The sequence below is a fragment of the Pseudomonas neuropathica genome (assembly GCF_015461835.1).
Classification (GTDB): Bacteria; Pseudomonadota; Gammaproteobacteria; order Pseudomonadales; family Pseudomonadaceae; genus Aquipseudomonas; species Aquipseudomonas neuropathica.
Genome location: NZ_JACOPX010000010.1, coordinates 41,369 through 66,913, shown reverse-complemented (window position 1 = coordinate 66,913; position 25,545 = coordinate 41,369). Strand labels below are relative to the sequence as shown.

Annotated in this window: 23 protein-coding genes; 11 read left to right on the top strand and 12 right to left on the bottom strand. The window is 59.6% G+C overall.

Annotation, left to right across the window (positions count from 1 at the left end; all coding sequences use genetic code 11):
- Positions 1 to 54: 54 nt before the first annotated feature.
- The 3 genes from H8F23_RS16065 to gnd are packed head-to-tail and all read right to left on the bottom strand — an operon-like array spanning position 55 to position 3,373.
- The gene (locus tag H8F23_RS16065; RefSeq protein WP_194934997.1) at positions 55 to 876 is read right to left on the bottom strand and encodes an HAD family hydrolase; all 822 of its coding nucleotides are present in this window, start codon (positions 874 to 876) and stop codon (positions 55 to 57) included.
- Entirely contained in the window at positions 873 to 2,396 is a 1,524-nt protein-coding gene (gene zwf / locus H8F23_RS16060; RefSeq protein ID WP_194934996.1) for a glucose-6-phosphate dehydrogenase, read from the bottom strand. Before zwf ends, H8F23_RS16065 begins: the two co-directional genes overlap by 4 nt.
- Positions 2,393 to 3,373, bottom strand: a complete 981-nt coding sequence (gene gnd, locus H8F23_RS16055) for a phosphogluconate dehydrogenase (NAD(+)-dependent, decarboxylating) (RefSeq protein WP_095048853.1) — start codon at positions 3,371 to 3,373, stop codon at positions 2,393 to 2,395. Before gnd ends, zwf begins: the two co-directional genes overlap by 4 nt.
- Positions 3,374 to 3,646: 273 nt before the next feature.
- Here gnd and H8F23_RS16050 point away from each other — a divergent pair, with 273 nt between their 5' ends.
- From H8F23_RS16050 to H8F23_RS16030, 5 genes are all read left to right on the top strand, one after another.
- Positions 3,647 to 3,829 (top strand): DUF6026 family protein, encoded by a 183-nt coding sequence (locus H8F23_RS16050; protein WP_007914840.1) that lies wholly within the window; start codon positions 3,647 to 3,649, stop codon positions 3,827 to 3,829.
- 209 nt (positions 3,830 to 4,038) lie between these two features.
- Positions 4,039 to 5,787 carry a phosphoethanolamine transferase CptA gene (locus H8F23_RS16045; protein ID WP_194934995.1) on the top strand — a complete coding sequence of 583 codons (1,749 nt, stop codon included), beginning with the start codon at positions 4,039 to 4,041 and terminating at the stop codon, positions 5,785 to 5,787.
- A 247-nt stretch (positions 5,788 to 6,034) separates the two neighbouring features.
- Positions 6,035 to 9,709 (top strand): beta-propeller fold lactonase family protein, encoded by a 3,675-nt coding sequence (locus H8F23_RS16040; protein WP_194934994.1) that lies wholly within the window; start codon positions 6,035 to 6,037, stop codon positions 9,707 to 9,709.
- Between the two features lie 356 nt (positions 9,710 to 10,065).
- Complete coding sequence (locus tag H8F23_RS16035; RefSeq protein ID WP_194934993.1) at positions 10,066 to 12,294, top strand: TonB-dependent siderophore receptor; 2,229 nt, start codon at positions 10,066 to 10,068, stop codon at positions 12,292 to 12,294.
- A 186-nt stretch (positions 12,295 to 12,480) separates the two neighbouring features.
- Positions 12,481 to 12,690: a hypothetical protein gene (locus H8F23_RS16030; protein WP_194934992.1), complete on the top strand. Its 210-nt coding sequence runs from the start codon at positions 12,481 to 12,483 to the stop codon at positions 12,688 to 12,690.
- Between the two features lie 421 nt (positions 12,691 to 13,111).
- On the opposite strand, the gene H8F23_RS16025 is transcribed toward H8F23_RS16030, so the two are convergent.
- From H8F23_RS16025 to H8F23_RS15995, 7 genes are all read right to left on the bottom strand, one after another.
- Positions 13,112 to 13,609, bottom strand: a complete 498-nt coding sequence (locus H8F23_RS16025; RefSeq protein WP_093432839.1) for a GNAT family N-acetyltransferase — start codon at positions 13,607 to 13,609, stop codon at positions 13,112 to 13,114.
- A gap of 121 nt (positions 13,610 to 13,730) precedes the next feature.
- A complete protein-coding gene (locus H8F23_RS16020; protein WP_194934991.1) occupies positions 13,731 to 14,312 on the bottom strand; it encodes a DinB family protein in 582 nt (193 codons plus the stop codon).
- A gap of 18 nt (positions 14,313 to 14,330) precedes the next feature.
- Positions 14,331 to 15,446 (bottom strand): cell division protein ZapE, encoded by a 1,116-nt coding sequence (gene zapE, locus H8F23_RS16015; protein WP_194934990.1) that lies wholly within the window; start codon positions 15,444 to 15,446, stop codon positions 14,331 to 14,333.
- Positions 15,447 to 15,468: 22 nt separating this feature from the next.
- Positions 15,469 to 15,810: a nuclear transport factor 2 family protein gene (locus H8F23_RS16010; protein WP_095126279.1), complete on the bottom strand. Its 342-nt coding sequence runs from the start codon at positions 15,808 to 15,810 to the stop codon at positions 15,469 to 15,471.
- A 52-nt stretch (positions 15,811 to 15,862) separates the two neighbouring features.
- Positions 15,863 to 16,579: a helix-turn-helix transcriptional regulator gene (locus tag H8F23_RS16005; protein ID WP_194934989.1), complete on the bottom strand. Its 717-nt coding sequence runs from the start codon at positions 16,577 to 16,579 to the stop codon at positions 15,863 to 15,865.
- A 127-nt stretch (positions 16,580 to 16,706) separates the two neighbouring features.
- Positions 16,707 to 17,666 (bottom strand): agmatinase, encoded by a 960-nt coding sequence (gene speB / locus H8F23_RS16000; RefSeq protein ID WP_194934988.1) that lies wholly within the window; start codon positions 17,664 to 17,666, stop codon positions 16,707 to 16,709.
- 16 nt (positions 17,667 to 17,682) lie between these two features.
- Positions 17,683 to 18,774 (bottom strand): polyamine ABC transporter substrate-binding protein, encoded by a 1,092-nt coding sequence (locus H8F23_RS15995; RefSeq protein ID WP_194934987.1) that lies wholly within the window; start codon positions 18,772 to 18,774, stop codon positions 17,683 to 17,685.
- Positions 18,775 to 18,873: 99 nt separating this feature from the next.
- Between H8F23_RS15995 and H8F23_RS15990 the strand changes: the two genes are divergently transcribed.
- From H8F23_RS15990 to H8F23_RS15975, 4 genes are all read left to right on the top strand, one after another.
- On the top strand, positions 18,874 to 19,773 hold the full coding sequence (locus tag H8F23_RS15990; RefSeq protein WP_194934986.1) for a LysR family transcriptional regulator: 900 nt from the start codon (positions 18,874 to 18,876) through the stop codon (positions 19,771 to 19,773).
- Positions 19,774 to 19,988: 215 nt separating this feature from the next.
- A complete protein-coding gene (locus H8F23_RS15985; protein WP_034156004.1) occupies positions 19,989 to 21,455 on the top strand; it encodes a nucleobase:cation symporter-2 family protein in 1,467 nt (488 codons plus the stop codon).
- A gap of 67 nt (positions 21,456 to 21,522) precedes the next feature.
- Entirely contained in the window at positions 21,523 to 21,996 is a 474-nt protein-coding gene (locus H8F23_RS15980; protein WP_194934985.1) for an LEA type 2 family protein, read from the top strand.
- A 56-nt stretch (positions 21,997 to 22,052) separates the two neighbouring features.
- A complete protein-coding gene (locus tag H8F23_RS15975; protein ID WP_194934984.1) occupies positions 22,053 to 22,598 on the top strand; it encodes a GNAT family N-acetyltransferase in 546 nt (181 codons plus the stop codon).
- A 136-nt stretch (positions 22,599 to 22,734) separates the two neighbouring features.
- Here H8F23_RS15975 and H8F23_RS15970 read toward each other — a convergent pair whose 3' ends face one another.
- Complete coding sequence (locus tag H8F23_RS15970) at positions 22,735 to 23,658, bottom strand: carbon-nitrogen hydrolase family protein (protein ID WP_194934983.1); 924 nt, start codon at positions 23,656 to 23,658, stop codon at positions 22,735 to 22,737.
- A gap of 84 nt (positions 23,659 to 23,742) precedes the next feature.
- On the opposite strand from H8F23_RS15970, the gene H8F23_RS15965 reads away from it, so the two are divergent.
- Positions 23,743 to 24,651, top strand: coding sequence for a LysR family transcriptional regulator (locus H8F23_RS15965; RefSeq protein ID WP_194934982.1), 909 nt, complete (start codon positions 23,743 to 23,745; stop codon positions 24,649 to 24,651).
- A gap of 5 nt (positions 24,652 to 24,656) precedes the next feature.
- On the opposite strand, the gene H8F23_RS15960 is transcribed toward H8F23_RS15965, so the two are convergent.
- Positions 24,657 to 24,911 (bottom strand): hypothetical protein, encoded by a 255-nt coding sequence (locus tag H8F23_RS15960; protein WP_007917411.1) that lies wholly within the window; start codon positions 24,909 to 24,911, stop codon positions 24,657 to 24,659.
- A 154-nt stretch (positions 24,912 to 25,065) separates the two neighbouring features.
- On the opposite strand from H8F23_RS15960, the gene H8F23_RS15955 reads away from it, so the two are divergent.
- Entirely contained in the window at positions 25,066 to 25,383 is a 318-nt protein-coding gene (locus H8F23_RS15955) for a DUF883 family protein (protein WP_007917413.1), read from the top strand.
- The last annotated feature ends 162 nt before the right edge of the window (positions 25,384 to 25,545 follow it).

The following is a 25,545-nucleotide window of genomic DNA, read 5'->3' as shown; positions in this document are numbered from 1 at the left end:
CTGATACATTGCTATCGCGAGCAGGCTCACTCCTACATTTGGTTTTGCGTGCTTTCAGTGAGGGAGGATGTATTTCTCGATCGCTTGCGCCACGCCGTCTTCAGTGTTCGGCGCAGTGACTACGTCGGCTTGGCGCTTTACCGCGTCCTCCGCCTGGGCCATGGCTATCGAAAAGCCTGCACAATGGAACATCGCCGGGTCGTTGCCGCCATCGCCGATGGCCGCTGTCTGCTCCAATGGAATACCGAGATGTTCGGCCAGCGTCGCCAGCGCGGTGCCTTTGTTGGCTTCCAGCGCCGTGACGTCGAGATACACCGGTTGCGAACGCGACACTTGCGCCATGCCATTGACCTTGGGCAACAGGCGCGCCTCCAGTTCGATCAACAGCTCAGTGTTGTTACTGGTCGCGACGATCTTGTCGATGCGCTCAAGATACGGCTCGAAACTCTCCACCACCACCGGCGGATAACCGAGGCCATGCTGCTCGCGCGGCACCATCGGCCCGTGCGGATCCTTGAGCAACCAGTCACCGCCGCTGAACACCCATATCTCGACTTCCGGCTGATCAGCAAACGTGGCCAGCGCAATCAGCGCGGTGCTGGCCGGCAAGTAATGCGCGACCAAAAGACTGCCGTCAGGATTGACGATAGTGCCGCCATTGAACGCCGCCGTCGGCAAATCGACACCCAAGGCTTCGATCTGCTGCAACATGGCTTTCGGCGGTCGACCGGTGGCGAGGCTGAACAACACGCCGGCCTCACGCAGCGAACGCACCGCGTCAATGGTGCGCTGGCTCAGCGTGTGGTCGGGCAGCAACAGCGTGCCGTCCATGTCGCTGAGCAGAAAACGGATGGGTTGTTTCGGCAAGTCACTCATCCCAGGCCATGCCAGACGCGACCATCGCGAGTCAGCAAATCTTCGGCAGCCTGCGGGCCGTCTTCACCGGCGGCGTAGGTCTGCACACTGGCGTCCTGCTGCCAGGCGTCGAGGAACGGTTGCACCGCACGCCAGCCGTTCTCGATGTTATCGGCACGCTGGAACAGCGTCTGATCGCCCGTCAGGCAGTCGTAGATCAGCGTTTCGTAACCAGTCGAAGGCTGCATCTCGAAAAAATCTTTGTAGGCAAAACCCAGTTCGATGTTGGCCATGTTCAAGGCTGGGCCCGGTCGCTTGGCCAGCAGGTCGAACCACATGCCTTCGTTGGGCTGGATCTGGATGCGCAGGTAAGTCGGCTGTAATTCGTCGACTTCGGTGTCACGGAACTGCGCGTACGGCGCCGGTTTGAAGCAGATGACGATCTCGGTGTCGCGCACGCTCATGCGCTTGCCGGTGCGCAGGTAGAACGGCACGCCGACCCAGCGCCAGTTGTCGATCATCACCTTCAGCGCCACGTAGGTTTCGGTGTTGCTGTCAGGCGAGACGTTGGGCTCCTGGCGATAACCGCTCAGCGGCTTGCCATCGACTTGACCGGCGCTGTACTGGCCACGCACCGAGTTGGTCCGCGCCTCCTCGGTGGTCCAAGGGCGGATCGCGCCAACAACCTTGGCCTTCTCGCCGCGCACCGCATCGGCGCCAAACGCGGCCGGCGGTTCCATGGCGACCATGGCCAGCAACTGGAACAGGTGATTGGGCACCATGTCACGCAGGGCGCCGGTGTGTTCGTAAAAACTGCCACGGGTTTCGACGCCGACGGTTTCCGCGGCGGTGATCTGCACGTGGTCGATGTAATGATTGTTCCAGAACGCTTCGAACAGGCTGTTGGAGAACCGGCTGACCAGAATGTTCTGCACGGTTTCCTTGCCCAGATAATGGTCGATCCGATAGATCTGCTTCTCGGACATCACCTTGAGCAAACAGGCGTTCAAGGCTTCGGCGGTTTGCAGGTCTGAGCCAAAGGGCTTCTCGATCACCACCCTTCTGAACGCTTCGGGCGTTTCCTCCAGTAATTTGGCAGCGCCCAGTCGGCGCACCACTTCACTGAAGAAACGCGGCGCGGTGGCCAGGTAGAACACCGCATTGCCGGTGCCGCTGTCGGCGATTTTCGCCGCCAGCGCGGAATAAGTGCTGTCGTCCAGAAAATCACCCTGGACGTAGCTGATACCTTTGGCGAGCTTGGCCCACAAGGCCGGATCAAGCATCTGATCGCCCTTGCCGACCTTCGCCGCCACTTCGGTGCGGATGAAATCTTCGAGCTTCTGTGCGAAGGCCTCATCGGTAATGGCGTTGTGGTCAACGCCGACGATCCGCAGATTGTCGTCAAGCAAGCCGTCGCGACTGAGGTTGTACAGCGCCGGCATCAGCAAGCGCTTGACCAGGTCGCCGTGGGCACCGAACAAAAACAGCGTGGTCGGTGGTGCGGGTTCTGCCTTGGATTTTCTGCGGATCGTATGGGTCATTTCTTCGGTGTCTCCACGTGGCCGCCGAAGCCGAAGCGCTGGGCCGAAAGAATCTTGTCGCCAAAAGTGCCCTGACCGCGCGAGCGGTAGCGCGAGAACAGCGAGTTCGACAGTACCGGTACCGGCACCGCTTGTTCCATGGCCGCTTCGATGGTCCATTGACCTTCGCCGCTGTCGGCAACCGAACCGGAGAAGCCGTCGAGCTTCGGATCGCTGGCCAGTGCATCGGCGGTCAGGTCGAGCAACCACGACGACACCACGCTGCCACGGCGCCACACTTCAGCGATGTCGGCCACATTGAGGTCGAAACGCTGATCTTCCGGCAGGCGTTCGCTGGACTTGGTCTTGAGGATGTCGAAGCCCTCGGCGAACGCGGCCATCATGCCGTACTCGATACCGTTGTGAATCATCTTCACGAAGTGCCCGGCACCGGCGGGACCGGCGTGGATGTAGCCGTGTTCGGCGCGGTGGTCGTCGGACTTGCGATCCTTGGTGCGCGGGATATCACCCATGCCCGGCGCCAGAGCAGCGAACAGCGGGTCGAGGCGCTGCACGGTTTCGGCGTCACCGCCGATCATCATGCAATAGCCACGCTCCAGGCCCCAGACGCCGCCGGAGGTGCCGACGTCGATGTAGTGCAGGCCTTTCTCGGCCAGAGTCTTGGCCCGGCGAATATCATCCTTATAGTTGGTGTTGCCGCCGTCGATGATGGTATCGCCGGCTTCGAGCAAAGTGCTCAGGGTGTTGATGGTGTCTTCGGTCGGCGCGCCGGCCGGCAACATGACCCAGACCGCACGCGGTTTGGCCAGGCCGGCAACCATTGCCGGCAAGTCGGCGACGCCGGTGGAGCCCTCGGCGACCAGGTTCTCGATGAAAGCGGTATTGCGGTCGTAAACAACGGTGGTATGACCGTTGAGCATCAGACGTCGCGCAATATTGCCGCCCATGCGGCCCAGTCCAATAATCCCGAGTTGCATGTGCTGATGCTCCTTACTACAAATAAATGTGTGTCATTGGTTATAGCCCAACGCGACTGATGGAGGTTAGTCCAGAGCGTTGCGATGAAGTTTCCGGGCATTGTGCCCGATCCAGACTGATAACGCCCCGAATCCTGCCGAAGACACACCGACCATGAAAAATAAAAAAGTTCCATTCACAGGCAAAAGAAATCAAAATCGGCGCCGATAGTAAGTCAGTACCCCAAAGCGGGGACGACCTACAGTTGATGCACGCCATTTGCGAGGTGAGCAATGGGCACAGTACACACAGCAATGCCGCCACAAACCCTGTACGTGACAATCCGTCGCGACGAATTGCGCCAGTTGAAAGACGAACGCGACCAGTTGAAACAGGAGCTGGCGCAGCTGCGCCTGTTGACCCAGGGTGTGCAGCCGCAACCTTTGCCGGTCGTTCAGCGTCACCCCCACGCCTGATCCCCGCCTGTTTCGGGAACGGCCGCCGCTGTTCCCGACATGATCCATCGCTGCCCGGCTCTCTATAGAGCAAAGCGGCAACTCACAAACTTTTCACATTCTCTTCGTAATACTCCGCCCCATTCTGGCCGTACCTGCGCGTACGGCCTCCGTTCGTCGGCTTCATGGATGTTCCGGCGGTGGTTGTAACGAGTGAGCTGGAGCGCCGAATGGCATTGTTCAAACGCAGCAAAACGACTGCGACAGGTTTCGACTGGGCCGGTTTTATCTGGCTGTTTGTATTCTTCTGGTACTTCTCGGGTATCACCCAACTGCTGATCCAGCTGACCGGCACCTCCGGCTTCAGCGGATTCCGTCAGGCGTTCTTCATGAGCGCGCTGTGGCTGGCGCCCATGCTGCTCTTCCCCAAACGCACCAAACTGCTCGCTGCCGTGATCGGCGTGGTGTTGTGGGCCTGCTCGATGGCCAGTCTTGGCTATTTCTTCATCTATCAGCAGGAATTCTCGCAGAGCGTCATCTTCATCATGTTCGAGTCGAACATCTCTGAAGCCGGCGAGTACATGACCCAGTACTTTGCCTGGTGGATGGTGGTGGCGTTCCTTGCACATACCGCGTTCGCGTATTTCCTGTGGACTCGCCTGCGCCCGGTGTACATGCCCCGTGGTCGTGCGCTGGTCGCGGCGACGGCGATCGTGATCGCAGTGGTCGGCTATCCACTGGTCAAGCAAACCCTGCGCATGGGCTCCTTCGCCCAAGGCTTCGAGAAATTCGAAACCCGTATCGAACCGGCGGTGCCATGGCAGATGGCCGTGGCCTATCACCGTTATCTGGATACCCTTGCCGACATGCAGGGCATGTTGCATAACGTGAGCAAGATCCCGCCGCTGAAAAACCTCAAGGACGCCTCGGCCGATCAGCCGAAGACCCTGGTGCTGGTCATCGGCGAGTCGACCAACCGTCAGCGCATGAGTCTTTACGGCTATCAGCGCAACACCACGCCGGAACTGGACAAGCTCAAGGATCAACTGGCGGTCTTCGATAACGTCGTCACCCCGCGCCCGTACACCATCGAGGCGTTGCAGCAAGTGCTGACCTTCGCTGACGAAGAGCATCCGGATCTGTACCTGTCGACGCCGTCGCTGGTCAGCATGATGAAACAGGCCGGCTACAAGACCTTCTGGATCACCAACCAGCAGACCATGACCAAGCGCAACACCATGCTCACCACGTTCTCCGAGCAGGCCGACGAGCAGGTGTACTTGAACAACAACCGCAATCAGAACGCCGCGCAGTACGATGGTGATGTGATCGAGCCGTTCAACAAGGCGTTGGCTGACGCCGCGCCACGCAAGCTGATCGTTGTGCATTTGCTCGGCACGCACATGAGCTATCAGTACCGCTATCCGCCGACGTTCGACAAGTTCCAGGACCGCACCGGCGTACCAGCCGGCGTGCGTGACGACCAGGTCCCGACCTACAACAGCTACGACAATGCCGTGCTGTACAACGACTTCGTGGTGTCGAGCCTGATCAAGGATTACGCCAAATCCGATCCGAACGGCTTCCTGCTGTACCTCTCGGACCACGGTGAAGACGTGTTCGACTCAGTGGGCCACAAGACTCTGGGCCGCAACGAAAACAAACCGACCGCGCCGATGTACACCATCCCGTTCATGGCCTGGGCGTCGCCGAAGTGGAAAGCCAACCACGACTGGAACTTCGCCGGCGACCTGGATCGTCCGTACAGCAGCTCGCACCTGATCCACACCTGGGCCGACCTGGCCGGTTTGAGTTTCGATGAACTCGACCACAGCAAGAGCCTGGTCAGCGACAGCTTCAAGGCGCGGCCACTGCTGATCGGCGACCCGTACCAGACCGAGCAGCGCGCGTTGATCGACTTCAGTTTGATGAAGCCGAAGAAACCCGACGCAGCGCCGGCGGATGTTGCGCAGAAGTAACACCGCGGTGGATCTACCGAGGTGAACGCAACCGAAGAGCGCTTTGTCTGATCCATTGAAAAGCTCTGTATCGAAAGATGCAGAGCTTTTTTTATCTTCAGAAATCCGCTTCGTTCAATGAACGATCCCTGTGTAAACACCTGCCACACGTCGGATTTCAGTCCTTACCTGTCAGATCTGACAGGTGCGCAATCCCACCAATGCGCTTTCAATCACTCCGTTACCTAACCGAACGGAGCTCACCACCATGTCCAACCCAACACCGGATGCCCTGAAGTCCCTCTACTTCCCTGCCCTGAACCCGCTCGACCCTGCGGAGGACTACGATGGCGGCATCCCCATTCGTGGCGTGGAAAACGGGTTGCAAGGCACAGTACCTGCCTGGCTTTCCATGAGCATCGGAGACCGGGTCGATGTGTTTTGGAACAACGCTACGCAGGAGGTGTGGAGCAAGACCATTCAATACGAGTCCGAACTCAATCGGGATGTGATCTTCACCCTGGCCAAGGATTTTGTGCGCGACGGTGATGCCACCAACGTTTACTACAAGATTTCCGGCAAGAACCATCCCGGCGAAGAATCCAGACCCCGCTTGAAGCTGCTGGTCAAACTGACCCGCCCCGGCGGATACGATGACATCCCCGGCGATGACGGGCACTCCGACCTCAACTTTTCCCTCGACCACTACGAAGTCGATCAGGACTTTCCGCAAAACGGTGTGGTGACGATGCGCATCGTTCCCTACCGCAACCTGACCCGCTACGACCGCATCCACGCCCGCTGGGGCAGCCAGCAAGTGATGCATCTGGTCTCCCCGGAACAAGCCGCGGACCCACTGAAAAACCCCATCGACATCACTTTCGATTACGACCTGATCAAGGCCGCCGGCGATGGCTCCGCGGTGGCCGTGGCGTTTCAGGTGGTCGACCGCTGCGGCAACTACCCGGACGAGCGCGCACCGTGGTCGGCCCTGCAATCGGTGCTGGTCGATATGAACGGTGACCGCCTGAACCCACCGCTGGTGCTGGTCAAAGGCCAGCCGACCACTCGTGTGGATCTCGACGAACTGGGTGACGACGACGTCAAAGTGCACGTATCCACACCAGATGCCGACTTTGACGTGGGCGATGAAGTGCTCCTGACCTGGACCGGCACGCCTGCCCAAGGCCCGCAAATTATCGTCGGCCCATTATCGATGGCGGTGAAGTTCGTGAACTTTCATCTCGAGTTCATCATCCCCAACGAAGCCGTGCGCGCCATCGCCAAGGGCAGCGCGTCGGTGGGCTTTATCCGGCGCCGCGAAGGTGAATCCGACCGCCCCTCGAAAAACGCCAGCGTCAGCGTCGTAGGCGATATCAGCCGACTGCCCGCGCCTAGCGTCGTCGAGGCTCCGGACGGGACGTTGCCAGTCGACACTAGGTGGGCGACGGTGAGTGCGCCGTGGTACGTCGGCCGCAACAGCAGTGATCAGCTGAACGTGATCTGGGAGGCAAAGGCGCCCGGCGGCGACACGGTTTACTATGAGGACCCGCGCCCGGTCGGCAACATCGCGGATGGCGAGCCCGTCTTGCGCAACGTTGTCCAGAGCGAAATCCAGCGTTTCGATGGTTTGAGCGTCAAGGTCTACTACGTCGTCACCAACAGAGACAACCTGCTGCTCAGCGTGCGCGAATCGCTGCCATTCATCATGCAGGTCGGCGTGGCGAAGCCAACCTTTGATCGCCCGGAAGTCGTAGAAGCAGACGACAACGACGTGCTGGATCCGGACAACGTGCCGCCCTCCGGCGCAACCTTGGTCTTGACCCACACCGAAACCCAGGACAAAGACCGGTTTTACTTCAACTGGAAAGGCTCGGCCAGCGACGGCAGCTTCAGTGACCATATCGACCTGATCCCCGCCACTGCCGGCAAGCCTGTACGGGTGACCGTGCCGAAACAGTACGTCACGGCCAACCGCGACGGAACGGTGGTGGCGGATTACAAGATTGAGCGAGGGGGAGAAACGTTGGGGTATTCGCAGGAGTTGAAATTGCGGATTGGGGTGGCGCTGGATCTGAAAGATCCCGAGATCAAAGAGGCACCTAACAACATCCTGCAACCCATCGCCGCCAAAGACACCCTGACTGCTGTTGTCCGGGCTTACCCGAACATGATCGGTACACAGGTGAGCGTGACGTGGACAGGTACGCCGGGTGAAGGCAGCAAGACGGAAGGCCCGATAGACGTGACCGCACAGCAGGATTTAGAGGTGCCGCTCCCCAATTCGCTGGTTGCGTTCAACTTGGGTAAAACGGTTGGAGTGAAATACACCGTCATTCGTAACGGTGTGCCGCAGGACTCGGACGAGTTATCTCTGACTGTGTTGCCGATTGCAGATGGCGACCAGAATTTGCCGACGCCGAGTATTGATGGTGCGGTGGGCGACGAACTGGATGTAACGCAATTAGAGGAGGATGCGCAACTGCGGATAAAAAAATGGATGTTGCAGGCTTTGAATCAGAATATCTGGCTGTGTTACGACGGGATTGACAAGAACGGTGACGCTGTAGAGAAAGTGTTTTGGGCAGGTGAAGCGCATCAACAAGCGGAGGGGTTGGTGACGGCGGCGCAGGTTGCGTGGTTGCGGGAACTAAAGCATGGAAGTCCTCTGAAGATTACATTTAAGGTTAACTTTGAAAAGTTGTCAGATGTTGATACAGCGGTGGACTTCCCGCTACGCACTTATACGGTCTCCGCACAGTATGGCGTACCGACCTTCACCAACGCGCCCTATGCCATCGCTCCGGCTGGCCGGCTCAAAAACGTTGAGTTGCTACTCAGCACCAGCAGTAATAACCCCATCCCTCGGGGTAAGCTCAGTCTGACTCTCCCGACCAACTTCACGTACGCCGATGGCGGCAGAGGACTGCGCGAGTTCATCACCGACAATGTCGGCAGGGTCAGCGTCAGCGGCATCAAAGGTGCTCTCATCCCGGGCCCTTACAGTCTGAGTGCCACCAGTGGTATTAAAACCGCCAACGCAACCGTAACTATTACGGGGCTGGGGCCGGTCGGTAGTATCCCGGTCGGGGAAAGGCCGATCGGGATCGCTGTCAGCCCGGACGGTACCCGCGCTTATGTCTGCAACGAAGATAGCGATACGGTCTCAGTGATTGATACGGCGACGAATCGCGTCTTGACGAACATCCCGATCGTGAGTTCCCCCAACGGGATCGCCGTAAGCCCGGACGGTACACGCGCTTATGTCAGCGTCTCAGATAGCAAAACGGTCCCGGTGATTGATACAGCAACGGATCGAGTGCTGACGAACATCCCGGCCGAAAGCGCTTCTACAAAGGTTGTCGTCAGCCCGGACGGTACTCGCGCTTATGTCAAGAATCTCAACGCGGTCTCGGTTATCGATACGGCGACGGATCAAGTTCTGACGAGAATCCCGATCGAGGACAGTAGTTACGGGGTTGCCTTGAGCCCGGACGGTACCCGTGTTTATGTCTGCCAGTATAATAAAAGTACGGTCTCGGTGATTGATACGGCGACGGATCGAGTCGTGAAAAACATCCGGGTCGGGAGATATCCGTTCGGGGTTGCCGTCAGCCCGGACGGCAACCGCGCTTATGTCACCAACTCAGGTACCGCAACGGTCTCTGTAATTGATACGGCGACGGATCAAGTCTTGACGAGCATCCCGATTGAGGGTAGCCCGTACGGGATCGCCTGCAGCCCGGACGGTACCCGCGCTTATGCCTGCATCCGATATAGCAACAAGGTGTCGGTAATTGACACGAAGACGAATCAAGTCGTGACGAGCATCCCAGCCGGGAGCGGCCCGATGGAAATCGCCGTCAGCCCGGACGGTACCCGCGCTTATATCTGCGGCAAAGATTCTAACTCGGTCTCGGTGATTGATCTGACGACGGCTTGAGTCCTGGCGAACATCCCGGTCGGGAACGGTCCGACCGGGATCGCAGTCAACCCGGACGGTACCAAGGATCACGAAGGGGACGGATTTATTTAAGCGGTGCTTTAAACAGGGACTAAACGGGGCCAGACTACGTTTTCCAGCATTCGGGATTAAAAGATCGCAGCCTTCGGCAGCTCCTACAGATATGTGAGTAGGAGCTGCCGAAGGCTGCGTTCTTTTGCTTTTCAAGCGAGGTCGAGTCAAACCTCCGAAACACTTTCAAATAATAATATTTCTCGTTTGATACTAAATCCCAGCCGCACCCTTCGTCTTTGAGCAAACGGAATTTTTCCCTCGAAGACAAGGAGTCGGCTGCGATGTTCGCGCCCATTACCCGTTCCATGACCCTCACCCTTGGCCTGTGCAGCGCTGCTTTCAGCGCCGATCTGCTGGCTGAAACCGAAGCCGAAAAACCGCCGCTGCCCGGCAATCCGGCGCTGGAGCTGGCGGCGACCAACGTCAGCGCGCAAGGCCTGGGCACTACCACCGAAAACACCGAGTCCTACACCACTGGCGCGATGAGCACGGCGACGCGACTGAATCTGTCGATCAAGGAAACCCCGCAATCGGTGTCGGTGATCACCCGGCAGCAAATGGATGATTTCAAGCTCGGTACATTGTCCGAGGTTATGCGCCAGACCACCGGTGTGGTGGTGCAGCATCTGGATTCGGATCGGGTCAGTTACTCGTCGCGTGGTTATGCGATCAACAACTTCCAGATCGACGGGATGCTCAACACCTTCGATCGCATGAAGTCCGATTCCGACACGATCATTTACGACCGTATCGAGGTGGTGCGCGGCGCAACGGGGCTGACCACGGGTGCGGGTGATCCGTCGGCGACCATCAACATGGTGCGCAAGCGTCCTACCGCGCAGTGGCAGGCGCTGGCCGGGGTCAGTGGCGGCAGCTACGACAATTACTACAGCTACGTCGATGTCGGCGGGCCGCTGGCGTTCGACGGTCGCCTTCGCGGGCGTACGGTGTTGGCCTATCGCGACAACCAGTCGATCAAGGACAAATATGCGCTGCAACGCGAGGTCGGTTATGGCGTGCTTGAGGCGGATCTGACCGACTCTACTGTGCTGGCGGTCGGTTACGACTATCAGAACAAGCATGTGCAAGGCTCGTCGTGGGGCACGGTGCCTTACTGGAATGCCGATGGCAGCAAGGCCGGTCTCGGCCGCTCGACCAACATGTCGACGTCGTGGAGTTCCTGGCCGCTGCAAGACAAGACCGCGTTTGCCACCCTCGATCAGCAACTGGCCGGCGGCTGGCGCCTGAAAGCCGCGTACACCCACCGCGAGAGCAATACCGACGGCAAGGTCTATTACGGTGGTGCGGGTTTTCCCGCAGCGGACCGCAGCGGCATGATCGCCTACACCTCGCACATGATCGGCACGCAGAAAATGCAGGCGTATGACTTCAATGTCTCGGGTCCCTACTCGCTGCTGGGCCGTGAGCACGAAATGATGTTCGGCTACGGTGAAGCCGAGCGCCGCTCGAACTCGCCGTACACCATTGCCGGTGCGCGTCCCAAGGACTACGGGACCATCCGCGACTGGAAATACATGGGCGACATCGCCAAGTTCAGCGACACCGTCACCGACCTCACCGGGTCCAAGGACGATACCCGGCAGAAAGCCGGGTACATAGCCACGCGCCTGAGCCTGACCGATGATCTGCACGCCGTGCTCGGCAGCCGATACGGCAGCTGGGAAGCGTCCAGCACCAGCAACCGTTACGACGCCAGCCGGCAACTGACCAAGGTCGATTACACGAGCCAGAAACAGAACGACGTCTGGACGCCTTACGCCGGCCTGCTGTACGACTTGACCCCGGAGTACACGGCATACGTGAGTTACACCGACATCTTCAAACCCCAGGGCAACCGCGACAAGAACCGAAAATACATCGACCCCGTTGTCGGCAAAAACTATGAAGTGGGCGTCAAGGGCAGTTTGCTCGAGGAACGCCTGAACCTGTCCACGGCGGTGTTCTGGAGCAAGCAGGATAACGTCGCCGAACTCGATAACTCGGTACCGGCGGATCCGGTTACCCGTGAGCAGTTCTACAAATCCGGCGGCAAGGGCAACAAGGTCAACGGCTTTGAAGCTGAAGTGTCCGGCGAAATTCTTCAGGGCTGGAACATGACCGCCGGTTACACCTATACCCACTCGGTGAACGGCGAAAGCGAGCGCACCAACACCAATCAGCCGATGAACCTGTTGCGTGTCTCCACGGCGTACCGTCTGCCGGGTGAATGGCAGGCGTTGACCGTGGGTGGCGCGGTGAACTGGCAAAGCGATGTGTATGGCACGTCGAGCCGACCAGTTGGCGGCGACACCGAGGAAGCGCGAATCGCCCAGAACGCCTACACCGTGGTCAATCTGATGTCGCGCTACGAGTTCGACCGGCATTTGTCGGCGTCACTGAACGTCAACAACCTGTTCGACAAGAAGTATTACGACAACGTCGGTTTCTATAACGGCGTGTACTGGGGTGACCCGCGCACCGTCACCCTGAGTCTCGACTGGAAACTCTGATCCCCGCCTATCGGGCGCGGCGCACCTACGCTTGATGTGCGCCGCGTCTGTCTGATATCGCCCCGCAACATGCTGCAAAACCTACACTGAACGGGCGTTAACCCCGCGTTAATTCATGCCTCCCAGACTCTTCTCCGAGATCTGCTTCATGGACGAACGGCTCCCACTTGTTCAGTAGGAGGCACCATGAAAATCACTACCGCAATCCTTGCCGGGCTGTTTACCCTGGGTTCTGCCAGCGTCTTCGCCGAGGGCGGCGCTGAGCGTATGCGTTATTACTACGACAATTTCCCGGTTCACCAAGCCCAGAGCGAGCAGAAGAGCGACGCCAACGCGAAAGAAATTCGCGTTCCCGCCGATCAGACGGCGCAAGTGACCGAGTCGTATCGCGACTGAGATTGACCGAGCAACCGATGGACCTTCCGTGGCTCCGCTCTGGCCTGGAAGAAGACAGTTTGGCGCCCTGAATGGGGCGCCTTTTTTATGGGCAATGAGCGGGGGGTTCGACCTTATGCTGTCGCGAGTTCGCAGATGGGGTTGGGTCAGCAAGATCCAACCCCCTCACCCCAGCCCTCTCCCCAAAGGGGCGAGGGGGAAAGGGAGCCGATTTTCATGCTTTTCAAAACCTGAGTTCGGCTCGATGTTTCAGGTCGGCGTAAATCGCCCAATCACCTCGGTCAGTACTCCCAAGACACAGGAGCTGTTCTGTGTGCTTTTCAAAACCTGAGTTCGGCTCGATGTTTCAGGTCGGTGTACCTCGCCCAAACACCTCGGTCAGTCCCCTCTCCCTCAGGGAGAGGGTTAGGGTGAGGGGCTTCTAGGCTTGGAGGTTTTTGATCCAGAACAGCATGCGCCCGTGATCCGGGTCGAACATGCCCGGTGCAAAGCCGAACTTGCTGTAGGCATTCTGCGCCACGGCGTTGCCTTCCAGCACTTCCAGGGTGATTTTGCAGCAACCGCGCTGGCGAGAGATTTCTTCGACTTTTTGCAACATCTTCTGGCTCAGGCCGAGACCGCGAAAGCGGCCCACCACCGCCACGTCATGGACGTTGACCAGCGGCTTGCAGGCAAACGTGGAAAACCCTTCAAAGCAGTTCACCAGCCCCGCCGGTTCACCACCGACAAAGGCCAGCACACTGAACGCATGCGGGCGCCGGGCCAGTTCTTCGGGCAGGCGACGCAGCAGCTCAGGGTCGAGCGAATGACCGCCGCCCATCGGGTCTTCTGCATAGTGGTTGAGCACGATACCGATGGCCTCGGCGTGCGTTGGATTGCTGTAGCTGGCCTGAAGTACAAGAATTTCTGCGGAATCCATTTCCATCCCCGAACACAAAAGCCCCGGCGCGCAAAGTGCGTACTGAAAGGCTGTCTGACCTTAGCGCGGGGGTGATCGGGCGGGCAACCGACAAATGCAAAAGACTTTTGCTTTTTACCCGTCAGTGCCCCCAGATCAACTCTTCGGTCCAGCCCAGTTCGGCAAAGTCCTCGGCGCGTAGACTGCTCTCGCCGACGCAGAAAAACTCATCCAGCTGCGGCGGCTTGACTGACGTATCACTGAGCATCGCATGCACCTGCCCACGGTGATGAATCTGATGTTCGAACAGGTGCGAAAGCATGCGCAAACGGCTGTCGTGCTGCGGCGTATCACGGGCAATGGTGACGATGCGCGTCAGATCGGCATCGCGCAATTGCACGCAATAGGCGATCAGGCGTCGATCAACGTGAGCCTGCTCTTCGCGCAGTTGCAGGCCGTCGGTAAACGGCTCGTCGACATTGAAAAACACGTAGCAGTCGGGATGCGGCTCGGCCCCGCGCAATTCGCGCTCCAGCGCATCGACGTAGAACCAGTCGCACGTGAGGATGTGATTGAGGGTCAGACGAATGCTCGGAAAAAAACTCACCCGAGGCGCCGCCAGATCCGTCGCACTCAGCTGCGTCCAGGCCTTGGCCAGACGATGATTGGCCCAGGCATTCTGGTATGCCATGGTCAGCAAATGATGGGATAACGCTTGGCTCATGTCGGCGCCCTCTTCCATTCAAGCTTCGGCAAAACGCTGCAGCTGCATCTCCTGCAAGCGACTGAGGGTGCGGCGGAACGGAAATTCCAGATAACCCTCGGTGTACAGCGCAACCATGGGTACTTGCGCTTCGATGTACAGCGGCACCTTGCGGTCGTAGCACTCGTCGACCAGCGCAATGAAACGCCGCACGCCGTCGTCGTGAACCGACAATTGCGGCAACTCGCGGTCGCCCGCAACTACCCGCTGCGCGGCGTCTTCAGTGCCGCGCGCGATCCGCCCTTCGCGTTTCTGCGCACTGAGATTAGGTACTTCGCTCAACAGAATAGCCATGTAGCGGTCGCACAGCGCGATGAAATCCATGGCGGCGAACGGTTGCTCGCAGAGATCGGCGTAGCGGCACCACAACACCGTTTCACTGGCCTGGACCACGTTCAACTGGCGATGACCGACCGCCACCGGTTCGACGCTGGCCCGTTGCCCGGCGGTCAATGCCTGAAAGACTTCCTCTAGCGCACTCACCGCAGACGTGGCGACAAAATAGCGCTGGAGGCCGGCCCCCGGATGCAAGCGATGATCCTCGGCGCCATTCACTGCAACCACCTGCATATGCGCCTTGATCGCGGCAATGGCCGGCACAAAGCGGTCGCGATTGAAACCGTCGGCGTACAACTCATCCGGCGGCAGATTGGAGGTGCAGACGATCACCACGCCTTCGTCGAACATCACCTGAAACAACCGACCAAGAATGATCGCGTCACCGATGTCGTTGACGAACAGCTCATCGAAGCACAACACCCGCACCTCGGCCGCCAGCTCCCTGGCCAGCGCGCGCAACGGATCGGCAATCCCGGTCAGCTGGAACGAGCGCTGATGCACCCAGCCCATGAAGTGATGAAAGTGTTGGCGTCGCGCCGGCACCCGCAGGCTCTGATAGAACTGATCCATCAGCCAGGTCTTGCCGCGCCCGACCGGCCCCCACAGATAAACACCGCTGACCGAACGGGCACCGGCGTGAAGGGCTTCATGGCATTTTTGCAGCGCCCAGACTGCGTGTTCCTGGGCTTCATCCTGGATGAAGCCCTTGTGTTGCACGGCGTGTTGCCAGGCGCTGAGAGGAGAGTCGAAAGTCATGCGCGGCAGTATGCCACGACGGTTACAGGGAAATATCCAGTCGAGCGATTTTCCCCTGCTCGTTCAAGCGAAACGTGTAGCGCAGCTGCGCCGGGCTGCCGGGGAAGGTTCCGGAAATCAGCCCGTGCACCAGCACTTTGCCGGTGCGCTGCTGCACGTCCAGCACTTCGACCCGTGGCTGATAGCGTTGCCCGGTGTCGTGCATCCATTGTGCGATGGCTTGCGGGCCGACCTGATGTTGGCCCTCGTCGAACACGTTGGCATCCTCGGCAAAAAAACTGGCGACCCTGGAAGTATCGCGTGCGTTGGCCGCATCGATATACGCAGCAATCGCCGGGGCCAGTGCAGAGACGGGATGAGACATGGTTGCAGCTCCTTTTTGTTTGGTTCTGCGACCATCCTAAAACAGCGTTGCGTCAGTTTTTGTCAGGAGTGAAACGCCCGCTTTCATCCAGTTGCATCTGCTCGCGCCATGTGCGCAACAGATCACTGCGGCGCCCCGGATAACTGTCGCCCTGGCGGCTGGCTGCGCTGATGCGGTCGGTACGAAAAGTGCGATAGGCGCTGCGCAATTCGCACCACGCGACGATGATTCGCACCTCGTTGAGGAAGCCCAGCGCCAAGGGCCAGATCAACCGCTGGCTGGGCACCTGTTGCGCGTCGGCGTAATCGATGTGCAGTTTGGCCTGGTCGCGGATGGCATGGCGAAACACGTTCAACGGCACGGCGTTTTGCGGAAAACCATAACCCGGCGGACCCGCCATCACGGTGGGATTGCGCAGCGCTTCCTGGGCCTGCGGATCGAGCACGGCAGCAATTTTCGCCAGCGCATCCGCCGCGGCTTTGCCGAGGACTTCGTCACCGCGCTGATCGACGTAACGCAAACCGAGGACGATGGCTTCGGTTTCGTCGGCATTGAGCATCAGCGGCGGCAGAAACAAGCCGCTGCGCAACACATAACCAATCCCCGCCTCGCCATGGATCGGCGCGCCGAGGGCGGTCAGTTCCGCGATATCGCGATAAAGCGTGCGCTCGGACACTTCCAGCTCGGCAGCCAGGGTCGCGGCCGTCACCGGGCGCTTCTTGCCGCGCAGCACTTGCAGCAAAGTCAAAAGACGAGTGGTACGCGACACGTTGGGCAGGCTCTGGAGGGCAAAGATGTTCGAGCTTAGCAGAGGATGGTGTCAGAAACTGGCAGGAGCCTTGGCTGAAAATGTGGGAGCGAGCCTGCTCGCTCCCACAGGGGTTATGGTGTGCGGGTTAAATATCAACCTTGTGGCGGGCGGCGTAGAGGCAGAGCATTTCCATCGCCAGTGTGGCAGCGGCCAGTGAAGTGACGTCGGCGTGATCGTAAGCCGGGGCGACTTCCACCACGTCCATCCCGACCAGATTGATGCCGCGTAAACCGCCAAGAATCTCCAGCGCTTGCACGGTGCTCAAGCCACCGCACACCGGCGTGCCGGTGCCCGGTGCAAACGCCGGATCGAGGCAATCAATATCGAACGTCAGGTACACCGGGTTATCGCCAACCCGCGCGCGGATCGCTTCGACAATGGCGTCGCACCCACGACGATGCACCTGCCGGGCGTCCAGCACCTGAAAACCCATGTGATCGTCATTGGTGGTGCGCAAACCGATCTGTACCGAGCACGCCGGATCAACCAGCCCTTCGCGCGCCGCGTGCCAGAACATCGTGCCGTGATCGACCCGCTTGCCCTCCTCGTCCGGCCAGGTGTCGCTGTGCGCATCGAAGTGGATCAGCGACAACGTGCCATGTTTACGGGCGTGGGCCTTGAGCAGCGGATAGCTGATGAAGTGGTCGCCGCCAAATGTCAGCATGGCGCTGCCGGCGTCGAGAATGCGCTCGGCGTGAGCTTCGATGCTTTGCGGAATGCTGTGTGGCGAGCCGTAATCGAAGTCGCAGTCACCGTAATCAATCACCGCCAAATGGTCGAATGGGTCGAACGTCCACGGCCAGTGGCGTTCCCAGGCAATCCCGGTGGAAGCGGCGCGAATCCCGCGTGGCCCGAAACGGGCGCCGGGGCGGTTGCTGGTGGCGGTGTCGAACGGCACGCCGCTGACCGCAACATCGACACCGCGCAAGTCGCGGCTGTAGCGTCGACGCATGAAACTGGTGATGCCGGCGTAGGTACTTTCGGCGGCGGTGCCATAGAGGCTGTCGCGGGTCATGGCCTGGTCGTTTTGCATAGGCACATCCATCGTGGCGCTCCTGTTGTTATTGATGGCTACGGAAAGTGGTCCACAAGCGCGTGCGCTGGCGCATGTCCTTGAGGCTCATGCTGCGATCGGCATACAGCCGCGCGCGCACTTCGCTCGGCGGATAGATGTCGGGATCGTTGCGCACGGCCTCATCCACCAACGGCGTGGCGGCCCGGTTGGCGGTGGCAAAAAACAGTGTGTTGGTCAGTTCGGCCACGGAATCGGGGCGCAGCATGAACTCGATGAACGCCCGTGCGGCTTCGGGGTGCGGCGCGTCTTTGGGGATGGCCAGATTGTCCTGCCACACCAGTGTGCCTTCCTTGGGAATGCGGTAGGCCACTTCGTACGGTTTATTGGCCTTGTGCGCCTGATCCGCGGCCATGCTCGCGTCGCCGTTGTAAGTCAGCGCGAGACACACGTTGCCGCTGGCCAGGTCATTGATCTGCCGGCCGCTGGCGACATAGAGCACCGACGGCTGGAGTTTCTGCAACAACGCCTCGGCAGCGGCCAGATCGTTTTTGTCGGTGCTGTAGGGATCCTTGCCCAGGTAATGCAGGGCCAGACCGATGACCTCCTGCGGCGAATCGAGGATCGCGATGCCGCAGTCCTTGAGCTTGCTGGCGTTCTCCGGTTTGAACAGCAGATCGAGGCTGTTCAGCGGCACATCAGGCAGCCGCTGCTTCACGGCCTCAACGTTCATGCCCAGACCCAGCGTGCCCCAGGTGTAGGGCACGCCATAGCGATTGCCGGGGTCGACAGCGGCCATTTTCTCCAGCAAATCCGGATCAAGATTGGCGTAGCCCTTAAGTCCCTCGTGAGGGATTTCCTTCAACGCGCCGGCCGCGAGTCCCCGCGCCAGAACGCTGGACGACGGCACCACCACGTCGTAACCACTGCCGCCGGTGAGCAACTTGGTCTCCAGCACCTCGGAAGTATCAAAGGTGTCGTAACGCACATGAACGCCAGTCTCCTGCTCAAACCGTTGCAGGGTTTGCGGCGGCACGTAATCGGCCCAGCTGTAGAGATTGAGTGTCTTGTCCTCGGCCTGAGCCTGAACAGCCACCGACAACAGAAGCGCGGGGAAACACAGCTTGAACACGGGAGCCATGACGAACACCTGACCTGAGGAAGTGGTTGCAGGATGCGCCGTCGGATACATTAGAAAAATAGCCGAATAATTATCCTGACTTTATCCAGGAGCAATGTGATGTTAGGTCAACTCCACGACGTGGACTTGCAGCTGTTGCGCCTGTTTGTGCGGGTGGTCGAGTGCGGCGGTTTCAGTGCAGCCCAGGGGGATCTGGGCCTGAGCCAGTCGAGCATCAGCCAGCAAATGGCCAAACTTGAAACTCGCCTCGGCTATCGTCTGTGCAGCCGTGGCAAGGGCGGTTTCAGTGTCACGCCCAAGGGCGAGCAGTTGCTGATCGCGGTGCGCACGCTGTTTGAATCGATTGAAACGTTCCGCCATCAATCCAACGGCGTCGCCGGACGCTTGATCGGTGAAGTGCGCCTGGGGATTTCCGAGTCGGTGGATCAATCGGTGCTGCAACGGGTGGCGGCGGCGATCCGGCGTTTTCGCGAGCGTGATGAGTCGGTGCGCATCGAACTGATCAGCGCCATGCCCGGCGAGATGGAGCGGCTGCTGTTGCAACAGCGGCTGGACTTGGCGATCGGCTATTTTTCGCAGGTGCAAAGTGCCTTCGACTATCGCCAGTTGTTCAGCGAAACCCAGCATTTGTACTGCGCTGCCGGCCATCCATTGTTCACTGATGACGCACCCAGCGATGCCGCGTTGCAGGCCTGCGACCGGGTCGATCACCCCTATCGGTTTTTTCGCAGTGACGAGCCGTTTCAGGGCAAGGTCTGCTCGGCGCGCTCGGAGCAGGTTGAAGGCACGCTGACCTTCATCTTGTCGGGTAAACACGTGGGGTATCTGCCGGATCACTATGCGCGGAGCTGGCAAGCGAAGGGTCTGTTACGAACGATCCGTGAAGGTGAGTTGAGTTTCGAGGTGTCGTTCCATCTGGCCCGGCATCGAGCGCAGGTGCCGGGGGATGCGCAAAAAGCTTTTGAAGAGGATTTACTGGGCGCATTCAATCTCGTGTAGGAGCTGCCGCAGGCTCGGGCCGCGATCGGACGATCCTTTGATCTTAAAAGATCGCAGCCTCGTTTCACTCGACAGCCCCTACACGGGCGTTTGCCGTGGCGACCCATAAAACCTGACCTTTCAGGCAGTTATTGCTCGTTGCCCTCGCCGCCCTCTTCCGGCATTCTGCGCCTCCATTTTCTGACCCGGCCCCGCCTCGCGGCGCGCAAAACACCATGACCGCCTCTGAAAAAGCCCCGCGCAACAACGACCTGATTTACGGCCTCAACGATCGTCCACACCTGACCGCCACAGTGTTTGCCGCACTGCAACACGTGCTGGCCAGTTTCGTCGGCATCATCACCCCGACCCTGATCATGGGCGGTGCCCTCGGTCTGCAAAGTGAAATTCCCTACCTGATCAGCATGGCGCTGTTCGTTTCCGGGCTTGGCACCTTTGTGCAAGCCAAGCGTTTCGGCCCGGTCGGTTCGGGGTTGCTGTGCCTGCAAGGCACCAGTTTTTCCTTTATCAGCGTGATTCTCAGCGCCGGGTTCATGGTCAAGGCGCGCGGTGGCGGCACCGATGAAATCCTCTCGACGATCTTCGGCGTGTGCTTTTTTGCCGCGTTCATTGAGGTGGTGCTGAGCCAGTTCATCGGCAAACTGCGCATGCTGATCACCCCGGTGGTCACCGGCACCATCATCACGCTGATGGGGCTGTCGCTGATCAAAGTGGCGATGACCGACATCGCCGGCGGTTTCGGCGCGCCGGATCTGGGCGCAGCCAGCCATGTGTTTCTGGCGGCGCTGGTGATCGGCACCATCGTCGTGTTGAACCGCGTCGACGTGCCGTTTCTGCGCCTCGGCGCGATCGTCATCGGCCTGACCCTCGGCTACGTAGTCGCATGGCTGATGGGCACCGTGGATTTCGCCTCAATGCCCGAAGTGCCGCTGGTCAGCGTGCCGGTGCCGTTCAAGTACGGTTTCAACTTCGACTGGGTGGCGTTCGTGCCGGTGGCGGTGATTTTCCTCGTGTCGCCACTAGAAGCTGCGGGTGACCTGACCGCCAACTCGATGATTTCCCGGCAACCGGTCAAAGGCCCGCTGTACATCCGCCGGATCAAGTCCGGCCTGCTCGCCGACGGCCTCAACTCAGCCATGGCCGCCGTGTTCAACAGCATGCCAATGGTGACCTTCGCGCAGAACAACGGCGTGATTCAGCTCACCGGCGTGGCCAGCCGTTACGTGGCCTTCTTCATTGCCGGTCTGCTGGTGCTGCTGGGACTGTTCCCGATGATCGGCGCGGTGTTGCAACTGATGCCGAAACCGGTACTCGGCGGCGCCGAACTGGTGATGTTTGGCACCGTGGCGGTGGCCGGGATCAAGATCCTCGCCGAAGCCGGTCTGCATCGGCGCAACATGCTGATCGTGGCGATTTCGCTGGGCATGGGCCTGGGCATCGCGGCGGTGCCGGAAGTGTTGCGCGAACTGCCGCAAGCGCTGCGCAACATCTTCGAATCACCGATCACTGTCGGCGCGTTGTGCGCTATCGTGCTGAACATCTTCCTGCCGGAAGAATTCATCGAGCTGGAAGAAGACGATTTCGACCCGGAAGCTTCTATTCTTCAGGTCATGGAAAACCCGGACATGCCGGCCAAAGGTGAACCTGCCCCAGCGGCGGCTGTCGCACAGTTGAACCGCTAACGTTTGGCCTTCAATAGAAAGGGCTGAGCCGGCGACGGTTCAGCCCTTTTTTGTTGAGAGACCGTTTATGCGCCGTTTTCAAGCCGTCATTCTGTCACTGCTCCTGCTGTCCCTCAGCGCCTGTTCGCTATTCCCCAACCGAGACCCGGTGAACATCAACGTGGTCGGCCTCGAGCCGTTGCCGAGTCAGGATCTGGAAGTGCGCTTCGCCATCAAGATTCGTGTACAGAACCCCAATGAGACGGCCATCGACTACAACGGCATCGCGCTGGATCTGGAGGTCAACGGCCATTCGCTGGCCTCGGGTGTCAGCGATCAGAGCGGTTCGATCCCACGCTTTTCCGAAACCATTGTCAGCGTGCCGGTCAGCATCTCGGCGTTCTCGGTGCTGCGCCAGACCTTGGGCCTGAGCCAAACACAAACCCTCGATAATCTGCCCTATGTGCTGCGCGGCAAGCTCGCCGGCGGCCTGTTTGGCACCATGCGTTTTGTCGACAGCGGCAAGCTCAGCCTGCCCAAGGCCACTGCCGCGACCTGGTAAAAATGCGTTAGCCTGCTTCTTTTTTCCTCAAAGACATTCAGGGAGGTTGCAGGTTTATGGAAGACACACCGACGCTGTACACCGAACGACTGGTCCTGCGCCCGTTGCAACTGGCCGACGCCGACGCCGTGCAGCAACTGTTTCCCCACTGGGATGTGGTGCGTTATCTGAACGCGGCGGTGCCATGGCCGTATCCCGAGGACGGCGCCCTCACCTATTTGCGCGATGTTGCCTTGCCGGCCGTGGCGGCGGGCAAGGAATGGCACTGGTCGATTCGCCGCAAGTCCGCGCCCGAACAGTTGATCGGCAACATCAGCCTGATGGATCAAACTGACAACCACCGTGGATTCTGGCTGACACCGGCGTGGCAAGGTCAGGGCTTTATGACCGAAGCGAGCGCAGCGGTGACCGATTACTGGTTCAACGTACTTCAACGCCCGCTGATGCGTGTGCCGAAAGCGGCGCCCAATACCGGCTCGCGCAAACTCTCGGAGCGCGCCGGGATGCGCTTGATCCGGACCGATGAAGATGATTTCGTTGGTGGGCGTTTTCCACGAGAAATCTGGGAAATTTCCCGGGAAGAATGGCTGGCGCGCCACTGACCCCGCAGACAAAACAAACATCCATTGTCGGAGTGAGCCTGCTCGCGATGGCGGGCTGCCAGACACCATAATCGTTGACTGATAGATTGCTATCGCGAGCAGGCTCACTCCTACAGGTTTTGTGTCAGCCAGTGGGTCATGTGTTGAAACGCACCCCAGGTTTGGCTCGTTCATCCACTGACAGCTCAAACACATCCGGCCGCGCGTAGTGCCCGACCACATCGTAGTCATACCGCGCCCGCACCAGTTGATCGGTGTCAATTTGCGCCGTGAGCAACCCCGCCTCGCCCCGCAACGGCCCGGCCAGCACATCGCCCATCGGCCCGACAATCACGCTCCCCCCGGCAATCAACGGGCGATCCGCCGGCCAGTTGGCAATCTCCACGCCCAGTTCATTCGGTGACGCTTGCACCTGACAGGCGCTGACCACAAAGCAACGGCCTTCATGAGCGATGTGGCGCATGCTGACCTGCCACATCTCGCGCTCGTCGACGGTCGGCGCACACCAGACTTCGATGCCTTTGGCGTACATCGCCGTGCGTAGCAGAGGCATCATGTTTTCCCAGCACACCACCGCGCCGAGCTTGCCAACCTGACTATCGAACACGGGCAAGGTCGAGCCGTCACCCTTGCCCCAGATCAGCCGTTCGGTGCCGGTGGGCATCAGTTTTCGGTGTTTGCCGACAAGCCCGGCCTGCGGGTCGAAATACAGCGCCGTGCAATACAACGTGCTGCCAGCCCGTTCAATCACGCCGATCACCAGGTTGGCCCCGGTGCGCGCCGACAGACCCGCCAGCGCTTGCGTTTCGGCACCCGGCACATCAATCGCATTGGCAAAATAACGGGCGTAGGCTTCGCGCCCCTCGGGCAGGCGATAACCCAATTGCGTACCGAAGCCCTCGCCTTTCGGATAACCACCCAACAGCGCTTCCGGCATCACCACCAGGACCGCGCCCGCCTCGATGATCGCGCCTTCCCAACTCAGAATCTGCTCCAGAGTCGCGCTTTTGCCTTCGGGCAAAGCACCGATTTGCAGCGCAGCAACAATTGATTTGGCCATCGCGATAACTCCATCAGGTTCAGTGGTTGCCGATTCTGCGGCGCCACGCGATCATGAATAAAGCCCCATTCACTGCTGAATGATATGAGCCAAATGAATATCGCCACGGTCGACCTCAACCTGCTGAAAGTCTTGGAAGCCCTGCATGAAGAGTCCAGCGCCAGCCGCGCAGCATTGCGACTGGGAGTGACACAATCGGCGATCAGTGCGGCGCTGCGCCGCTTGCGCGAGGTCTACGGCGATCAATTGTTCGTGCGTACCGGCCGCGGCCTGGCGCCAACGCTCAAGGCCAATCAATTGAAACCGGTGATCAGCGAAGCGCTGAACAAGTGCCGACAAAGCCTGGCGATGGTCGATCCGGCGGCGAACCAGTACGACGGCCGCTCGGTCACCGTAGGGCTGTCGGATGATTTCGAAATTGCCTACGGTCGCCGCCTGATCGAAGAAATTGCCCGCAGCGCTCCGAAATTGCGCCTGATCTTTCGTCAGACCCATAGCCAGATCGTCGCCCGCGCGCTGATGGAGCGCAGCATCGATCTGGCGATTACCGCCGGAGGCTTTGCCGAGCGCTTGCTCAGCCGTCAGGTGTTGGGCGAAGGCGGTTATGCATGTCTGGTCGATCCGGCGAGCCTTGCGCCCGGTCAGCAGCAGATCGATCTTGAGGAGTTTGTCGACCGCGAGCACATCCTGGTGTCGTCCAGCGGCTTTATCGGGATCACCGATGAGGGCTTGGCGGCACTGGGCCTGACTCGACGGGTGTGCGCGTCGACCACGCATTTCGCCGCGCTGCCGTATTTGCTCAAGGGCAGTCGGGCGGTGGCGACGATTCCGACGCATGCCGCCGAAAGTATTGCTGAGCTCAGCGGCCTGGCGCTGCTGCCCTGCCCGCTGAAGCTGCCGCGTTATCCGATCGAACTGGGCTGGCGTACCAGCACGCAGATCGATCCGGTGGTGGTCAAAGTCCGCGAAGCGATTGCCGCGACGTTCACCTGAGGGTGTTACTTGTTCGCGGCCATCAGGCGATTGACTTCACTGCGCACCATGTTGGCGAACTCCGGCGGCGACATGCCGTCCAGTTCTGCGCGGACCCACTCGGCCCATTTGCCTTTGCGCTTGCCGCGCTCGCCGAACAAACGCGCGGCTTCGCCTTTGGCTTTGCCCAGATTGTTCTGCCAGAGTTCGAACAGACGGGATTTCTCGTCTTCCAGCGCAGCGCGCTCTGCGAGTGATTTGTCGGCCAGATTGAAACTCATGGGGAATTATCCTGCTGCGTAAAATGGCGACATCTTACACGCTCGACGGAAATCTCCCGCGCAGGTTTTTATTTCTCACCTAAATTCAGTGCAACTTTTCAGCAAGCGCCACACTCCATTGATCACTGTCCATTCAACTGCAAGGAGTCACCCAATGGCCCGCAAATCCGCCGTGCAAGCCGCCGAAGATCAAATCAAGGATCAGGCCTTCAGCGAACTTCAGGCTCTGATCCAAGAGTCCGACAAACTGCTCAAGAGCAGCGCCTCACTGGTCGGCGAAGAAGCGGAAACGCTGCGCGGACAAATCGCCCTGAAACTGCAACAAGCGCTGGATTCGGTGTCGAGCGTACGTGATCGCACCAAACCGGCGGTTGATGCCACCGAAAGCTACATCGGCGGTCATCCGTGGCAGACCGTGGCGATCTCCGCCGGTTTCGGTCTGGTGGTTGGCTTGCTGCTCGGCCGTCGCTGAGTCAAGGCACATAAAAAAGGCGAACCCACTGGGTTCGCCTTTTTTATGCCTGGGTGTTTTTACCGGTTTTGAACCAGTTCCAGGCTTTCAGAACTTGGGCTCAACTCCATCTTTCACGTCGGCGCACATCCCGCATTCACCGCGGTCAGTCCCCTCTCCTTC

Coding starts and splice junctions, on each gene's coding strand:
- H8F23_RS16065 (WP_194934997.1), bottom strand. CDS start 876: ATGAGTGACTTGCCGAAACAACCCATCCGTTTTCTGCTCAGCGACATG.
- zwf (WP_194934996.1), bottom strand. CDS start 2,396: ATGACCCATACGATCCGCAGAAAATCCAAGGCAGAACCCGCACCACCG.
- gnd (WP_095048853.1), bottom strand. CDS start 3,373: ATGCAACTCGGGATTATTGGACTGGGCCGCATGGGCGGCAATATTGCG.
- H8F23_RS16050 (WP_007914840.1), top strand. CDS start 3,647: ATGGGCACAGTACACACAGCAATGCCGCCACAAACCCTGTACGTGACA.
- H8F23_RS16045 (WP_194934995.1), top strand. CDS start 4,039: ATGGCATTGTTCAAACGCAGCAAAACGACTGCGACAGGTTTCGACTGG.
- H8F23_RS16040 (WP_194934994.1), top strand. CDS start 6,035: ATGTCCAACCCAACACCGGATGCCCTGAAGTCCCTCTACTTCCCTGCC.
- H8F23_RS16035 (WP_194934993.1), top strand. CDS start 10,066: ATGTTCGCGCCCATTACCCGTTCCATGACCCTCACCCTTGGCCTGTGC.
- H8F23_RS16030 (WP_194934992.1), top strand. CDS start 12,481: ATGAAAATCACTACCGCAATCCTTGCCGGGCTGTTTACCCTGGGTTCT.
- H8F23_RS16025 (WP_093432839.1), bottom strand. CDS start 13,609: ATGGATTCCGCAGAAATTCTTGTACTTCAGGCCAGCTACAGCAATCCA.
- H8F23_RS16020 (WP_194934991.1), bottom strand. CDS start 14,312: ATGAGCCAAGCGTTATCCCATCATTTGCTGACCATGGCATACCAGAAT.
- zapE (WP_194934990.1), bottom strand. CDS start 15,446: ATGACTTTCGACTCTCCTCTCAGCGCCTGGCAACACGCCGTGCAACAC.
- H8F23_RS16010 (WP_095126279.1), bottom strand. CDS start 15,810: ATGTCTCATCCCGTCTCTGCACTGGCCCCGGCGATTGCTGCGTATATC.
- speB (WP_194934988.1), bottom strand. CDS start 17,666: ATGGATGTGCCTATGCAAAACGACCAGGCCATGACCCGCGACAGCCTC.
- H8F23_RS15995 (WP_194934987.1), bottom strand. CDS start 18,774: ATGGCTCCCGTGTTCAAGCTGTGTTTCCCCGCGCTTCTGTTGTCGGTG.
- H8F23_RS15990 (WP_194934986.1), top strand. CDS start 18,874: ATGTTAGGTCAACTCCACGACGTGGACTTGCAGCTGTTGCGCCTGTTT.
- H8F23_RS15985 (WP_034156004.1), top strand. CDS start 19,989: ATGACCGCCTCTGAAAAAGCCCCGCGCAACAACGACCTGATTTACGGC.
- H8F23_RS15980 (WP_194934985.1), top strand. CDS start 21,523: ATGCGCCGTTTTCAAGCCGTCATTCTGTCACTGCTCCTGCTGTCCCTC.
- H8F23_RS15975 (WP_194934984.1), top strand. CDS start 22,053: ATGGAAGACACACCGACGCTGTACACCGAACGACTGGTCCTGCGCCCG.
- H8F23_RS15970 (WP_194934983.1), bottom strand. CDS start 23,658: ATGGCCAAATCAATTGTTGCTGCGCTGCAAATCGGTGCTTTGCCCGAA.
- H8F23_RS15965 (WP_194934982.1), top strand. CDS start 23,743: ATGAGCCAAATGAATATCGCCACGGTCGACCTCAACCTGCTGAAAGTC.
- H8F23_RS15960 (WP_007917411.1), bottom strand. CDS start 24,911: ATGAGTTTCAATCTGGCCGACAAATCACTCGCAGAGCGCGCTGCGCTG.
- H8F23_RS15955 (WP_007917413.1), top strand. CDS start 25,066: ATGGCCCGCAAATCCGCCGTGCAAGCCGCCGAAGATCAAATCAAGGAT.